Annotated in this window: 2 protein-coding genes; one reads left to right on the forward strand and one right to left on the reverse strand. The window is 69.4% G+C overall.

Translation table 11 applies throughout. The features are described 5' to 3' along the window. Nucleotides 1-118: hypothetical protein (locus FF041_RS40730; RefSeq protein ID WP_407698237.1), on the reverse strand; the 118-nt coding region annotated here is incomplete at its 3' end. Here FF041_RS40730 and FF041_RS37315 point away from each other — a divergent pair. After that, nucleotides 62-1,194 (forward strand): non-ribosomal peptide synthetase (locus FF041_RS37315; RefSeq protein ID WP_407698238.1); only part of this gene is annotated, 1,133 nt, incomplete at its 3' end. The two genes, FF041_RS40730 and FF041_RS37315, sit on opposite strands and share 57 nt — an antisense overlap.

Below are 1,194 nucleotides of genomic sequence, written 5' to 3' on the forward strand. Positions count from 1 at the left end.
GACGGTGGACGCGGGGACTCTGGCGGGGCTGATCCGTGAGCATGAGCTGACGGCGGTGCATGTGACGGCGGGGTTGTTCGGTGTTCTGGCGGAGGAGTCGCCGGAGACGCTGGTGGATCTGGTGGAGGTGTTGACCGGTGGTGATGTGGTGCCGGCGGGGGCGGTGGCGAGGGCGCGGGAGGTGTGTCCGGGTCTGACCGTGCGGCATCTGTACGGTCCGACCGAGGCCACCCTCTGTGCGACCGTCCACACCGTCGCTCCTGGGGCTGAAGCCCCTGCGGTGCTGCCGATCGGCCGGCCGCGGGACAACACGCGTGTGTTCGTGCTGGACGAATTCCTTCAGCCGGTTCCGGCGGGGGTGAACGGGGAGCTGTATATCGCGGGCGAGGGTCTGGCCCGGGGCTATGCGAACCGCCCGGATCTGACCGCGGAGCGGTTCGTCGCCAATCCCTACGGCGGGCGGATGTATCGGACGGGTGATCTGGCCCGCTGGAACGAGGGCGGCGAGCTCCTCTTCGCGGGTCGTGCGGATGAGCAGGTGAAGATCCGTGGCTATCGGGTGGAGCCCGGTGAGATCGAGGCTGTGCTGGCGTCGCATGAGGCGGTCGGCCAGGTCGCCGTCATCGCCCGTGAGGACCGCCCCGGCGACAAACGCCTCGTCGCCTATGCCGTCGCCGCAGCTGAGGGGATCGACCTTGATGAGGTGCGGGCGTTCGCGGGCGCGCGGCTGCCGGACTATATGGTCCCGGCGGCCCTGATCCTGCTCGACGCGCTGCCGGTCACCGTGAACGGCAAGCTCGACCGGGCAGCCCTGCCCGCCCCCGACTTCGCGGGAGCGACCGGTGGGCGCGGGCCGGCCACCCCCATGGAGGAGGTGCTCTGCGGACTGTTCGCCGAGGTACTGGGCCTCGATCGGGTGGGCGCCGATGTCTCTTTCTTCGACCTCGGCGGTGACTCGCTCCTCGCCATGCGGCTGATCGCGAGGGTCCGAGCCGTCCTGGACACCGAGGTCAGAATCAAGGATCTGTTCATCACGCCGACGGTCGCCGATGTGGCCCGGCTGATCGACGGCGATCGTGGCGAGACACGGGCACAGCTGATTCCCCAGGCCAGGCCCGAAGTGGTGCCGCTCTCCTTCGCCCAGCTGCGGATGTGGTTCCTGAACCGGCTGGAGGAGACCGATCCGGGCTCGGA

The sequence above is a fragment of the Streptomyces jumonjinensis genome (assembly GCF_009600885.1).
Taxonomy (GTDB): domain Bacteria; phylum Actinomycetota; class Actinomycetes; order Streptomycetales; family Streptomycetaceae; genus Streptomyces; species Streptomyces jumonjinensis.